This window comes from Enterococcus canis NBRC 100695 (assembly GCF_001544375.1).
Classification (GTDB): Bacteria; Bacillota; Bacilli; order Lactobacillales; family Enterococcaceae; genus Enterococcus_H; species Enterococcus_H canis.
The window spans coordinates 181,538-195,338 of the sequence record NZ_BCQJ01000004.1 but is presented as its reverse complement, the minus strand read 5'-3'; the positions used below and the strand labels follow the sequence as shown (position 1 = coordinate 195,338).

General features: G+C 43.6%; 9 protein-coding genes and 1 pseudogene. 8 read left to right on the top strand and 2 right to left on the bottom strand.

Annotated elements, in window-relative coordinates; all coding sequences use genetic code 11:
* Positions 1-5: 5 nt before the first annotated feature.
* The 8 genes and pseudogenes from ECA01S_RS07935 to ECA01S_RS07900 all read left to right on the top strand — a co-directional run bounded on the left by ECA01S_RS07935 (position 6) and on the right by ECA01S_RS07900 (position 10,939).
* On the top strand, positions 6-1,517 hold the full coding sequence (locus ECA01S_RS07935) for an FAD-binding oxidoreductase (protein WP_067393663.1): 1,512 nt from the start codon (positions 6-8) through the stop codon (positions 1,515-1,517).
* Between the two features lie 21 nt (positions 1,518-1,538).
* Complete coding sequence (locus tag ECA01S_RS07930; RefSeq protein ID WP_169792771.1) at positions 1,539-2,411, top strand: DUF7973 family transport facilitator; 873 nt, start codon at positions 1,539-1,541, stop codon at positions 2,409-2,411.
* Positions 2,412-2,562: 151 nt separating this feature from the next.
* Positions 2,563-3,618 carry a GntR family transcriptional regulator gene (locus ECA01S_RS07925; RefSeq protein WP_067393657.1) on the top strand — a complete coding sequence of 352 codons (1,056 nt, stop codon included), beginning with the start codon at positions 2,563-2,565 and terminating at the stop codon, positions 3,616-3,618.
* Between the two features lie 131 nt (positions 3,619-3,749).
* Complete coding sequence (locus tag ECA01S_RS07920) at positions 3,750-5,333, top strand: xylulokinase (protein WP_373277547.1); 1,584 nt, start codon at positions 3,750-3,752, stop codon at positions 5,331-5,333.
* Positions 5,334-5,345: 12 nt separating this feature from the next.
* A complete protein-coding gene (locus tag ECA01S_RS07915; RefSeq protein ID WP_067393651.1) occupies positions 5,346-6,041 on the top strand; it encodes an L-ribulose-5-phosphate 4-epimerase in 696 nt (231 codons plus the stop codon).
* Positions 6,042-6,054: 13 nt separating this feature from the next.
* On the top strand, positions 6,055-7,479 hold the full coding sequence (gene araA / locus ECA01S_RS07910; RefSeq protein ID WP_067393649.1) for an L-arabinose isomerase: 1,425 nt from the start codon (positions 6,055-6,057) through the stop codon (positions 7,477-7,479).
* Positions 7,480-7,656: 177 nt separating this feature from the next.
* A pseudogene (locus ECA01S_RS07905) lies at positions 7,657-10,044 on the top strand (phosphoketolase family protein); the annotation flags it as partial.
* A 139-nt stretch (positions 10,045-10,183) separates the two neighbouring features.
* Positions 10,184-10,939 (top strand): MurR/RpiR family transcriptional regulator, encoded by a 756-nt coding sequence (locus ECA01S_RS07900; protein ID WP_067393645.1) that lies wholly within the window; start codon positions 10,184-10,186, stop codon positions 10,937-10,939.
* A gap of 62 nt (positions 10,940-11,001) precedes the next feature.
* On the opposite strand, the gene ECA01S_RS07895 is transcribed toward ECA01S_RS07900, so the two are convergent.
* Positions 11,002-12,336: a PTS sugar transporter subunit IIC gene (locus tag ECA01S_RS07895; protein WP_067393644.1), complete on the bottom strand. Its 1,335-nt coding sequence runs from the start codon at positions 12,334-12,336 to the stop codon at positions 11,002-11,004.
* Positions 12,333-13,700, bottom strand: a complete 1,368-nt coding sequence (locus ECA01S_RS07890) for a glycoside hydrolase family 1 protein (protein ID WP_067393641.1) — start codon at positions 13,698-13,700, stop codon at positions 12,333-12,335. The genes ECA01S_RS07895 and ECA01S_RS07890 overlap by 4 nt, the downstream gene beginning before the upstream one ends.
* Positions 13,701-13,801 lie beyond the last annotated feature (101 nt).

Below are 13,801 nucleotides of genomic sequence, written 5' to 3'. Positions count from 1 at the left end.
ATATTATGTCACAAATTGTACCGGATATTGAAATTCAAGCAGCAAAAAATCAAACAATCACCCATGAGGAGATCATTGTTTATTTAGAATCTATCGTTGGGAAAAACAACGTAGTCGTAGACGAGGCAACTCGCGAAGAAAATAGTATCGACTTATACCGTAAATGGCAAAAGGCGAAAAAATCCTATACACGTCCCATTCCAGAAGCTATCGTGATGGTTCATTCTGCTGGAGAAGTAGCAGAAATCTTGAAGTATGCCGATCATCATGGCATTAACGTAATCCCAAGAACGGGTAACTCAGGTATTGAGCAAGGTTTGGAGAGCGCGCGTAAATTATTCATTATTTTAGATGCGTCTGAAATGAACGAAATCTTGAATATTGATATTGAAAATATGCAAGTAACCGCACAAGCTGGCGTATCTTTAGAATTAATGGAAAACTTGCTACGGGAAAAAGGCTATACTACTGGCCATTCACCGCAATCAAAACCAGCTGCACAAATGGGGGGCTTAGTGGCAACTCGCAGTATCGGTCAGTTTTCAACTTTGTATGGCGGGATTGAAGATATGATCGTTGGTTTAGAAGCAGTCTTACCAAGTGGTGAAATCGTGCGCATCAAAAATGTTCCACGGCGCGCAGCAGGGCCAGATATCCGCCACGTCTTTGTGGGGAATGAAGGGGCGATCGCCTATATTACCGAAGTGACAGTGAAATTATTTAAATATATGCCTGATAATACTGAGTACATGATCTGGAACTTTGAAAATTTGGAAAAAGGTTGGAAAATGCTGCGGGAAGTAATGGTTTCAGGTTACCGTCCAGCAGTCGCACGAGTTTATGATGCAGGCGATGCGGGCATCCATTCCTTCTCCAAAGGCGTTGAAGGCAAACATATTTTGATGTTTTCAACTGAAGGAAATAAATTGATTGCTGACGCAACGGCGCGTGGTATTCGCGAAATCGTGGCTCAAGATCCTGAATTTAAAGAAATGCCAAGTGAAGTGCTAGCTCATTGGTTGGCAAACTTAAATTGGGATCATAAACGTATTCAAGATGAAATTACGACCTTTGGCAAGGAAGGCAATGTCGGCTATACTACTGAAATTTCAGCTGGCTGGAGTGAAATCCATAATATCTTTGAAGCAGTTGTGGCTCGTGTAATGGCAGAAGTGCCAGATATGCAGGGGATTGGCGGTCACTCTTCTCATAGCTATATTAATGGGACCAATATCTACTTCGTTTATGGCTATTATGTGAAGTCAGATGATCCAGAAGATGAAGTAACGAAGTACCATCATTTGGTAAATAAAATCATCGTGGAAGAAACCTTGAAACGCGGCGGCAGTATGTGTCACCACCATGGTATCGGGAAAGCTCGGGCTCCTTATGTGAAGGATGAGTATGAATCTTCTTACATCGTTATGAAGAAGCTAATGAAAGCCTTCGATCCAAACAACACGATGAACGCGGGAACCATCATTCCGATTCCTTTCTTTGAAGAGGCGGATGAGTAAGTCAAATAAAAGAAATGAGGAATGGAGATGGAATGGGCAACACTCTTTTTAATGGCTTTTGGCGGCGGCGCATTTGGTGCATTATTTGGTGGTACAACGATCTTCATCATCATGGGGTTCTTTATTTTAGCAGGCTCGGGCATCGCTTTAGCAGGGGGTGGTGACGCCTTCCTGTTAAATGTCGCTTTTGGTACGACTTTCGCCCCCCACATTTCCTTTGTGGGGGGAGTTGTGGCGGCAGCCTTTTATGGTCGTCACCGAACGGTTTTATCTCACGAAGAGGAATTTGTGGAAAGTACTGGCGCGTTTTCAGGAGCGGATACCATTACCCCCCTCTTTAAAATGAAAGATATCAGTACGTTGTTCGTTGGTGGAATCTTTGGAATGGTGGGCTTAGCACTAGTCACGCTGTTTACCAATCTACACTTGCCGCTTGATCCTAGCGCTCTAACGGTAGCCACAACGGGGATCATTGCCCGTTTAGTATTTGGTAAAGCCGGTTTATTAGGCAAATACCCAACAGAAGAAAAACGCTATGATCTATCACCTAAACATTTAGCCTTTACGACCTTTTGGGGAGCGGTGCTCGCAATCGTTAGTTATCAAGTAGCGACTGTTACCCAGATTGATGTTGTGATGTTTGGCTTTAGTGCTTTATCACTAATTGTGTTGTATTTTGGACTGGAAATTCCCGTGACCCACCATATTACGTTGATTTCTGGCCTGGCTGCGTTGACCTTTCAAAATATCTGGCTGACGATCCTCTTCGGTATCTTGGCGACCTTCTTAGGAAACTTCTATCAGCGTACTTTTAATACTCATGTTGACAGTCACTTGGATAACGCGGCATTGACTATTGCCACCTGCTCCTTGATCATTGGACTGATTGCATAAGTTAGCAAAGAGTCTAGGGTTAAACCTAGACTCTTTTTGTGTCCTAAAGACATCAGAAGAGCTTTATTAGGAAAACGCTAGAAGTAGTTCTTGCGGAAATAAGGAAAAGCGCTTATGATAGATGTACGTACAACTATTATGAGGTGTTCAAATGAAAGCAAAATATCAACAAATCGCTGATGAACTACGGTTTAAAATAGTCAATGGTGATTATCCCCAAGGCGCCGTGATTCCCCCAGAGATGAAACTACAAGAAATGTATCAAGTGAGCCGCCATACGATCCGTCAGGCGATTGCCTTATTAGCGAATGAAGGTTATTTGCGAAAAGAGAAAGGCAGTGGCACTTACGTTGATCAGCCCGCGGTACCTAATACAGGGGCGCGGCGCAAAACGATTGGTGTGATTACGACTTATTTATCGGACTATATTTTTCCTTCAATCATTCGAGGCATCGAAGCGGTTTTACGCGATAATAACTATTCCCTTTTGCTAGCCAGCACTAGCAATGATCCTGAACAAGAGCGCAAGTGTTTAGAATCTATGCGGAGTCAAGGGGTAGATGGTTTAATCGTGGAACCCACTAAAAGCAATTTGTATAATCCTAATTTGTCCTACTACTTACAGTTTAAAGAAGCAGGAATTCCGGTGGTAATGCTGAATGCCGGCTATGAAACCTTGGATTTACCGGTGATTCGTTTAGATGATGTCCGGGCGGGTTTTTTAGCCACAGACTATCTGTTGAAACAAGGTCATCAAGAGCTAGCACTGATTACTAAAATGGACGATATTCAAGGGAAATTACGGATGAAGGGCTTTATTGAAGCTCATGAGACGGCGGGACTTAGCTTTGATTCTAGCAATATTTATACGTACACCACAGAATCTAAAACAGAAGTCATCCAGACAGCATCAGTACAATTACTAACAACTTCTGTTACCGGGGTTGTCTGCTATAATGATGAAGTTGCCAATTTATTGGTGCAAATTCTCTCCGATAAAAAGGCCATTCCGCAAGAATTAGCAGTGATTGGTCAAGATGATTCTTACTTGAGTACAGCCGGAGAAATCCCGTTAACTACGGTTTCTCATCCGAAAGAACAAATGGGCCGGGCGGCAGCCGAATGGATGCTGAAGGCGATTGAAACAAATGAACAGCCAGCGGATATTATTTACGAACCGAAGGTGATTCCACGAACATCCGCTTGAAAACATACGTACAAATTTTAAATATATAGTTTACTTGTACGTACATACCTGTTATAATTCTTCTTGAAGAGAGGCTCTTTAAGAAGAATTTTTTTTGACTCTAAATGAAATCGCATACAGGAGGGATAAACTTGACGATAAAGGAAAAAATTCAACAAGGTCAAACAGCTTTAGGTATTGAGTTAGGTTCTACACGAATTAAAGCCGTATTGATCGATGACCAGCAAAAACCCATCGCTTCAGGTAGTTTTGAATGGGAAAACCAATTAGTAGATGGCATTTGGACCTATGACTTAGAAACGGTCTGGCATGGCTTGCAGCAAAGTTACCAAGCTTTAGTAAAAGAGGTAGCAGCCCAATATCAGGTGTCGTTAACGACGATTGGGGCCATTGGCTTTAGTGCCATGATGCATGGCTATTTGGCTTTTGACGCTCAGGACCAATTACTAGTGCCATTTCGAACATGGCGCAACGCGATTACGGCGGATGCTGAAAAGGAACTGACAGACCTGTTCCAATATAATATCCCGCAACGCTGGAGTATTGCTCATTTGTATCAAGCTGTTTTGAATCAAGAAGCTCACGTACCAGAAATTGCCTTTTTCACGACCTTAGCAGGCTATGTTCATTGGCAGCTAACCGGTGAAAAGGTGCTAGGTGTCGGTGACGCTTCTGGGATGTTCCCGATTGATCCTAAGACCCATGATTATGATGCTGCGAAAGTTGCTCAATTTGATGGACTGATTGCGGATAAATATCCTTGGAAATTGACGGAGATTTTGCCCAAAGTCTTAGTTGCAGGTGAAACAGCCGGGACGCTAACCGCAGCCGGGGCCCAATTACTAGATCCAAGTGGTCAACTGCAAGCGGGTATTCCTCTATGCCCACCAGAAGGGGACGCCGGGACTGGGATGGCAGCTACGAATAGTGTGGCGCGCCGCACGGGAAATGTTTCGGCCGGAACTTCAGTTTTTGCCATGATTGTCTTGGAAAAAGAACTGCAACAAGTCCATCCGGAAATCGACTTAGTGACTACGCCAGCTGGCGATTTAGTAGCGATGGTCCATGCCAATAACTGTTCGTCAGACATCAATGCTTGGGTCAAGATTTTCCGGGAATTTGCTGAAGCCAGTGGGTTTACCATCGATACAGACCGTTTATATGAAGTATTGTTTACACAAGCACTACAAGGTGATGCTGATGGTGGCGGTTTATTGACCTATGGCTATTTTTCCGGAGAAAATATCACGAAGATTCCGGAGGGCCGACCGCTATTTGTACGGACACCAGACAGTCATTTTAATCTAGCGAACTTTATGCGGGTTCATTTATTCTCCGCATTTGGTGCCTTACACATTGGTATGAAAATTTTGGCACAAGAAAATGTGGCCATTGATAAAGTTTATGGCCATGGCGGCATCTTTAAAACCGCTGGTGTGGGACAAAAAATCTTAGCAGCGGCGATGGATACCCCTGTCTCCGTTATGGAAACTGCGGGTGAAGGTGGTGCTTGGGGTATTGCCGTGTTAGCCGACTATTTACAATATCGCGAAAACTTGTCGCTAGCTGATTATTTGAATCAAAAAGTCTTTGCCGATACTGAGGGAACCGAAGTTGCCCCTGATCCGCGAGATGTGACCGGCTTTAATGATTTTGCGGCTCGTTATCAAAACGGTCTGCCAATTGAAACAGCCGCTATCGAATTTTTGCAATAAGGAGGAAGACACGTGTTAGAACAATTAAAGGAAGAAGTCTTTCAGGCCAATCTAGAGTTACCTAAACAAGGTTTGATCAAATACACTTGGGGCAATGTCAGCGGCATTGACCGGGAAAAAGGCTTGTTCGTCATTAAACCTTCGGGCGTTGACTATGAAACATTGAAACCCAGTGACATGGTGGTTTGCGATTTAGAGGGCAAAGTGGTGGAAGGTGAATTGAATCCTTCTTCCGATACACCGACCCATGCGGTACTTTATCGCCATTACCAAGAGTTAGGCGGCATTGTGCATACGCACTCTACTTGGGCGACGATTTGGGCGCAAGCTGGTTTAGATGTACCCGCCATGGGCACGACTCATGCCGATACTTTCTACGGAACAGTTCCTTGCGCGCGCTTTTTGACGCAGGCGGAAATTGACCGCGGTTATGAAGAAGAAACAGGTAATGTCATTATTGAAACTTTTAAAGAACGTGAAATCGAACCACTAGAGATTCCTGGAGTACTGTTACATGGTCATGGGCCCTTTACTTGGGGCAAAGATGCCAATAGTGCCGTGATGAATGCGGTGGTTTTAGATGAAGTTTGTAAAATGAATCTCTTTGCACGGCAACTGAACCACTTTGCGAAGGAATTACCGCAACGAATTTTAGATAAACACTACTTACGTAAACATGGCGCTAATGCCTATTATGGACAAAAATAAAGGAGCGGATCATATGTTAACAATTGGAAAAAAAGAATTTTGGTTTGTGGTAGGTTCTCAACATCTTTATGGAGAAGAAGCCCTACAAGAAGTAAAAAGTCATGCTGAGAAAATGGTAGCAGCGTTGAATGACAGCGGCAAATTACCTTATCCTATCGTGTTACAAGAATTAGCGGTAACGCCAGATGTCATTACGAAAATCATGAAAGAAGTCAACTACCGTGATGAGGTTGCCGGCGTGATTACCTGGATGCACACCTTCTCACCAGCAAAAATGTGGATTCGTGGGACGAAATTATTGCAAAAACCATTGCTACATCTAGCTACCCAATACAATGAAAGTATTCCGTGGTCAACGATTGACATGGACTTCATGAATTTGAACCAATCAGCTCATGGTGACCGCGAATACGGCTTTATCAATGCACGTTTGCAAAAACAAAACAAGATTGTAGTCGGCTACTGGCAACGAGCAGAAGTTCAAAAACAAATCGCTGAATGGATGGATGTAGCGGTTGCTTATAATGAAAGCTTCGGCATCAAAGTTGCTCGTTTTGGCGATAATATGCGCAACGTTGCGGTGACGGAAGGCGACAAAGTTGAAGCACAGATTCAATTTGGCTGGACAGTAGACTATTTTGGCATCGGCGACTTAGTGCAGTATGTGGATGCAGTGAAAGAAGATGAAATTGAGGCAGTCTTTAACGAATATAAAGAATTATATGACTTTGATTATGGTGATTATGACCATCAAACTTGGGAAGATCACGTGAAAGTCCAAGCACGTCAGGAAATTGGTTTGCGTCGTTTCTTAGAAGCCGGCAACTACACGGCCTTTAGTACCAACTTTGAAGATTTATACGGGATGCAACAATTACCAGGCTTAGCAGTGCAACGTCTGATGGCAGAAGGGTACGGCTTTGCCGGCGAAGGTGACTGGAAGACAGCCGCCATTGACCGCTTATTGAAAATTATGGCGCACAATCAAAATACTGGCTTTATGGAAGACTACACGTATGAATTGGCAGCCGGTCATGAAGCGATCTTGCAGTCTCATATGATGGAAGTTGATCCAACTTTAGCAGTTAATAAACCCAAAATTGTGGTATCACCATTATCGATGGGGGACCGTGAAGATCCTGCACGTTTAGTTTTTGATGGCAAAGCTGGTGACGGTGTCGTTGTTTCAATGGCTGATTTTGGCACCCACTATAAATTGTTAGTGAACGAAGTCGCTGCCTTTGAACCAACTGAAGCAGCACCAAACTTACCTGTCGCACGGGTTTTATGGGAAGTGAAACCAAACTTCCAAGACGGCGTCCAAGCATGGATCGAAGCTGGTGGTGGTCATCACACGGTGGTATCCTTGAGCTTAACAACGGATCAAGTATTAACTTGGGCCAAATTAGTAGGTTTAGAAGTTACCGTTATTAAATAAACAAGTAGATTTGGCCGTCTGACGGGCGGTCAAATCTTTTTCTAGTTCATTTTAGTAAAAAATACCAAAAAAGCCTTTTCATTAAATGAAACTACTGTTATAATCAAGAAGAGAGTTTTGGTAAAAAATACTTTTTTATTTCAAATTATTTGTGAATAAAAGCACAAGGAGGAGCAATTCATGACACAGACAGATTCGCAGAATTATTTAGACAAGGTAGATGCTTGGTGGCGCGCAGCCAATTATATTTCCGTGGCGCAGATGTATTTGAAAGACAACCCATTATTAACCCAACCGTTAGAAGCTAAAGATGTGAAGGTTCATCCCATTGGTCACTGGGGCACGATTGCCGGTCAAAACTTTATTTACGCGCACTTAAACCGAGTTATCAATAAATATGATTTGAATATGTTTTATGTAGAGGGCCCTGGTCACGGCGGCCAAGTGATGGTTTCCAACTCTTACTTAGATGGCAGTTATACTGAAATTTATCCCGAAATTACGCAAGACGAGGCGGGTTTAAAAGAATTATGTAAAATCTTTTCTTTCCCAGGCGGAATTGCCTCCCACGCAGCACCAGAAACACCAGGCTCTATCCATGAAGGTGGCGAGTTAGGTTATTCGCTTTCTCATGCTACTGGCGCCATTTTAGATAACCCCGATGTGATTGCGGCAGTGGTTGTCGGCGATGGCGAAGCTGAAACAGGTCCGTTAGCGGGTAGCTGGTTCTCTAATGCTTTTATCAATCCAGTCAATGACGGCGCTGTTTTACCGATTCTTTATTTAAACGGTGGTAAAATTTCCAACCCAACGATTTTGGAACGGAAGTCAGATGAAGATTTGCAGAAATATTTTGAAGGTCTAGGTTGGGAACCAATCTTTGTAGCGGGTACTGATCCGGCTGCTGTCCATCCGGTCATGGCCGCAAAATTAGACGAAGCAATCGAAAAAATTCAAGCAATCCAAACAAAGGCACGCCAAGGTAAAGCCGAAGAAGTAACAATGCCAGCCTGGCCGGTGTTAATCGTGCGCACACCTAAAGGTTGGACGGGGCCAAAAGAGTGGGACGGCGAACCTATTGAGGGTGGTTTCCGGGCGCACCAAGTGCCAATTCCAGTGGATGCTCATCATTTAGACCATAGTGCAGCCTTAGTAGAATGGTTGAAGTCTTACCGTCCGGAAGAATTATTTGATGAAAATGGAACTTTTAAAGCGGAACTCCGGGACCTAGCACCAAAAGGTGACCGCCGCATGTCAATCAACCCAATCACGAATGGCGGTATCAATCCGCAGCCTTTGAAGATTACTGATTGGAAGCAACATGCAGTGGATACTAGTACACCTGGAGCTGTCATAGCCCAAGACATGATTGAATTTGGTAACTTTGCGAAAGATTTAATTGTAGCCAATCCTGATAATTTCCGGATTTTTGGTCCTGACGAAACGAAATCTAACCGTCTCAATAAAGTTTTTGACGTGACGAATCGCCAATGGTTAGAAGCTCGGAATGAGGCTTACGACGAATGGTTGGCACCAGCTGGCCGCGTGATTGACTCACAATTGTCTGAGCATCAATGTGAAGGCTTCTTAGAAGGTTACGTTTTAACGGGCCGCCACGGCTTTTTTGCAAGTTATGAAGCCTTCCTGCGGGTAGTCGATTCTATGATCACCCAGCATTTCAAATGGTTACGTAAAGCCAAAGAACAAACTTGGCGCAAACAGTATCCCTCTTTGAATTTGATTGCCACCTCAACGGTCTTCCAGCAAGATCATAATGGCTATACCCACCAAGATCCAGGTTTATTGACGCATTTGGCAGAAAAGAAACCGGAATTTATCCGGGAGTATTTACCAGCCGACACGAATACCTTGATGGCAGTAATGGCTGAAGCCTTAAGCTCTGAAGAACAAATCAACTTAATCGTTTCTTCTAAGCATCCACGGCCACAGTTCTATTCAGCAGCGGAAGCTGAAACTTTGGTTCGCGATGGTTTGAAGATTATTGACTGGGCCTCCACTGATGGGAATGAAGAACCTGATGTTGTCATTGCTGCAGCCGGGACTGAACCTAACTTGGAAGCTTTGGCCGCTGTGACTATTTTAAATCAAGCCTATCCTGATTTGAAGATTCGCTTTATCAATGTTTTAGATATCTTGAAATTACGTCATCCGAGGGTTGATCCGCGAGGCTTAAGTGATGAAGAATTTGATACCTACTTTACCAAAGAAAAACCAATCGTCTTCTGCTATCACGGCTATGAAGGCATGATTCGTGATATTTTCTTTGATCGTCACAATCATAACCTCCATCTGCATGGCTACCGTGAAAATGGCGACATTACAACACCATTTGATATGCGTGTGATGTCTGAAATGGACCGTTTCCACGTTGCGAAAGATGCGGCAGTGGCAGCTTATGGGGAAACCGTAGCTGAATTTGCGCAAAAAATGGAAGACACGATCACTTTCCACCATGACTATATCCGTGAAAATGGCGTTGATATTCCTGAAGTGGAAAACTGGCAATGGGCACCACTTAAACGGAAAGAAATCCATTTTAATTAAGAGAATAGATGGGAACCTATGGCTGGAAACAGGTCATAGGTTCTTTTTGAAGGCGGTGGTGAGCCCCAGCGATGCTTATTTTGAGATTGTACTTTGTTAAAGGGTCTTATGCTATACTGAGAAACGAGGAGGGAGACGTATGCCTATTTTTGAAGGACAAGACACTAAAAATTTCTCCAGTACTGATTTAGCTATTTATCAATATATTTTAAGTCATTATGAAAATCTGCCTCAAATGCGGGTGCGGGAGATTGCCCAAGCTTCCCATACTTCAGCGTCTTCTGTGATGCGTTTTATCCGCAAGATGGGTTTCAATAGCTATCCTGAGTTTCGCGCTTCAGTCCGGCAAGTGATTGCGGCTGAAAGAGAGCAGGGGGCTGATTACCGTGATCGTGTGCTAGCTTCCCTAGAGCCGCAAAATTTTTCCTTTGATTTTGAGGAAAACGTGCGGATTCTAGCTGACTTAATTATTCGTTCCGATAATATCGTCTTCGTCGGAATCGGTATTTCCGGGATTTTATGTGAGTATGGCGCCCGTCGTCTAGCCACCTTAGGCTTTAACAGCTTTGCAGTAACTGATCCGTATTATCCACTACGACCACGCTTGTACAATACGACGGATAATTTGGTGATTGCGGTTTCCAATTCTGGTGAAACGCCGGATTTAGTGGATATGATTGCTTATTATCAGCCACTACAGGATTATCAGATCATTGGTATTACAGGGAACAGTGCTAGTACATTAGCCAAAATGAGCAGTATGATTATTGCTCATGAATATACTGAAGCCCGCAAATACGGCTTTTACGATGCCAGTAGTCAGATTCCCACCATGTACATCATGGAAAAGATTTTAGATGCTTTAGAACAGCATCCGGATCTACCTAAGCAATAACCGAAAAGAAGCACCTAGCGTTCCGTCATGGAAACGTTAGGTGCTTCTTTTTTTATAGTATTTTAGGCTTGGCCAGCAGCTTGTTCATTTTGGTATTCTTTATTGTCAGCGACTTTAAAGAATGGGTACCATAGCGCAAAGTTGGCTACTAATACGACTAATGCGATAACCAGGAATTTCCAACCACCGACGATTGCTGCGGTGATCGGTGTTGGCATGGTCCAAGGTAATTGCAGAGCTGCATTGTAAGTTTGGATATTTAATAAAGCAGCCAGCCCCCAAGCGATACCCCCTTGAATGATGGGACCTAAAACCATTGGGAAGAAGAAAATTGGGTTTAGCATGATGGGCATCCCAAAGACTAAAGGTTCGTTGATATTGAATAAAGAGGGTGCGGCTGAAAGTTTAAATAATTCTTTGTAACGAGCAGAGCGCGAACGGAACATGGAAATAATTAGACCGTAAGTCCCACCTTGACCGCCCAATGCGTTAGAGGTGAAGACGTAAACAACTGCCATCATCAAGTGAGGAACTGCCTCGCCATTGATATAAGCGTTGGTATTGGCAGTGAAGTTCGCCATTAAGATTGGTGTCACAATGCCGTAAACGACATTGGGATGGATCCCAAAGAACCAGAAAAGGTTGGCTAATGTATAAATAAAAATGATACTGATTGGTGAGGCCGTTAAGCTTTCCAGTGGTGCTTGCAGGACGCCGTAAATCAAGTTGAAAATATTACCGAATGGTGTATAAGCTAAGCCAACACGAATCACGAAGAAGAAAGCGAAAATCAAGCCAGCCACAAACGTTGGGCTTAGGGACTCAGAAACATTCGGTGGCACTGTTGCGGGTAATTTAATCATCAAGTTACGTTTTTTCAGCGCTAGATATAAGACTGAGGTCAAATACCCTACGAAGATTGCCACGATTAAACCAGGACCACCTAGTTGAGCAGTTTGGAAAGCTTCCACTGAATTAACAGCAGTGACAGTAGCGGTTGCTGGAAATTCAGTAACCGCTGATTCTAGAGCGGGTACTTGGATGATTTGTGGTGCTAATAATAAGAATGAAACGGCAGATAATAGCCCTGGCGTTAAGCCATTTTCGTTTTGATTTTTAACATAGACATAAGCAAAGTTGAAAGCTACAAATAAAGCTAACACATTGAAGCTGGCGCCGACTACGGCCGCAAAATGGGCGGATAAGCCGGTTTCATTTAGCCAGATCAACCATGGTGGGATTGGGAAATTCCCTAAGAGCATTAGGAACGATGCCCCCAACGTGATTGGTGTCGTTCGCATAAAAGCTTCCGCTAAAGCGGAGAAAAATTTATTTTGGCTCATCCAGTTGGCGATAGGGCCTAAAAGTTTGTCTAAAACGATTTCTAGACTTTTCATGAATCGAGTCCTCCTTGTTGGATTATAGTTTGGTACCAATAAAAACTGTCTTTCTTATAACGAGCTAAGTCTTTCAAATCAAAGTCAGCGCGGTTAACATAAATGAAACCATAGCGCTTGCGCATACCTTCATGGGTACTGATAACATCAATGGCGCTCCAAGGGCAATAGCCAAAAACATCGGCACCTTCTGCGATAGCTTTTTCCATTTCACGAATATGGGCGCTTAAGTAATCAATCCGATATTGATCATGAATGGCACCGTCCTCTACAATATCACGACCACCTAAGCCATTTTCCGTGACAATCATAGGCAAGTGATAGCGCGAGTAAATTTCGTGAATCGTGGTGCGGAAACCAACCGGATCAATTTCCCAACCGAATTCTGTCATAGGCAAGTGGTCATTGCGGTGACTTTGGAAAAAGCCAGGAATGCCAAAACCACCTTGTTGGTCGCCTTCTAACATTTCTGCGTCAGCGGGATATGCTTTGACAGTATTGGTGTTGTAATAGTTAAAGGCGATGAAATCACAACGGCCCGCGGCTAAGATTTCTGCGTCACCTTCGGCAAAAATAGGCGTAGCATCAAGAGCTTTCAGCATATCCCAGGCTTGATGGTTGTAACGACCAAAAACCGGCATATCCAGATAAAGCCAGTTACGGATAGCATTAAAACGTTGGGCTGCTAACACATCTTCCGGGTCAGAGCTGGCTGGATTGATGTAGGCAATATTAGGAGCCGGTCCAATTTTACCAGGATAACCTTTGTCATGGTAATCTTTCATGACTTGGGCTTGCGCTATGAGCATATGGTGGTTTTCTTGGAAGTTCTCTTGTAACGTTTTTGTTCCGGCTAATACGGCTGAGCTTGCTAAAACCATCATATTTTGTTCGTTGATAGTCAACCAATAGTTGATACGGTCACCAAAATGTTCAAATAAGACATTGCAGTAATGCACGAAGGCATCAATCGTGGCGCGATTGCTCCAACCGCCTTGTTCTGCTAGCTTCGCTGGTAAATCAAAGTGATAAACCGTGACAATCGGCTCAATACCGGCAGCCAACAGTTCGTCAATCAAGTCTGAATAAAACTGTATCCCCTTAGGATTGACCGCGCCGGTGCCATCGGGCAAAATTCGCGTCCAAGCGATGGAGAAACGGTAAGCTTTTAAACCCAGCTCTTTAAATAAAGCGACGTCTTCTTGGTAATGGTGATAATGATCAGCTGCGACTTTGAAGTCACTGGTATTTTCGGGCAGCTTTTTGATGTCTTGGACGGACAAGCCTTTGCCATCTTCGTTCCATGCGCCTTCTACTTGATAGGCACTGGTGGATGCGCCCCATAAAAAATCTTTTTGTACCACAGTGTTCCCTCCTTGTTTTCTTCAATATAGCACGCTTTTTAGAAAAGTGAATCCCCTTCCAAAGAGTTGGGCAAGCTGGTAGTGAAAACGGTTTTTGTGCC

Bases quoted from the DNA above. Each gene is read 5' to 3' on its own strand.
- ECA01S_RS07935 (WP_067393663.1), top strand. From the start codon at position 6: ATGTCACAAATTGTACCGGATATTGAAATTCAAGCAGCAAAAAATCAA.
- ECA01S_RS07930 (WP_169792771.1), top strand. From the start codon at position 1,539: ATGGAGATGGAATGGGCAACACTCTTTTTAATGGCTTTTGGCGGCGGC.
- ECA01S_RS07925 (WP_067393657.1), top strand. From the start codon at position 2,563: ATGAAAGCAAAATATCAACAAATCGCTGATGAACTACGGTTTAAAATA.
- araA (WP_067393649.1), top strand. From the start codon at position 6,055: ATGTTAACAATTGGAAAAAAAGAATTTTGGTTTGTGGTAGGTTCTCAA.
- ECA01S_RS07900 (WP_067393645.1), top strand. From the start codon at position 10,184: ATGCCTATTTTTGAAGGACAAGACACTAAAAATTTCTCCAGTACTGAT.
- ECA01S_RS07895 (WP_067393644.1), bottom strand. From the start codon at position 12,336: ATGAAAAGTCTAGAAATCGTTTTAGACAAACTTTTAGGCCCTATCGCC.